We start from the raw sequence: 260 nt of genomic DNA on the forward strand, positions 1-260 counted from the left end.
GCCCGTCGTCAATACGCACGGTCGCCACATCGCCAAGGGTGATGTGAACACCGCTTGGTGTGACGAAAGGCATGGATGCTAAAGATTCAGGCGTATCGCGGTAGTGCTGTAAAAAGCGCATGGCAATAGGAAAACGCTCACGCCCTTCCACTGATTGTGTAACCACTTTACCGCCCACTGCCGAGCCTACAATACTGTGAACATCGTCTATCGTCATGCCGTAGCGCGCCGCCAACTGCCTGTCGATATCGATATAAACG

General features: G+C 53.5%; 1 protein-coding gene. It reads right to left on the reverse strand.

The features are described 5' to 3' along the window. Positions 1 to 260: efflux RND transporter permease subunit (locus NLF92_RS13285; protein WP_254102717.1), on the reverse strand; the 260-nt coding region annotated here is incomplete at both ends.

The organism is Opacimonas viscosa (genome assembly GCF_024199005.1).
Classification (GTDB): Bacteria; Pseudomonadota; Gammaproteobacteria; order Enterobacterales; family Alteromonadaceae; genus Opacimonas; species Opacimonas viscosa.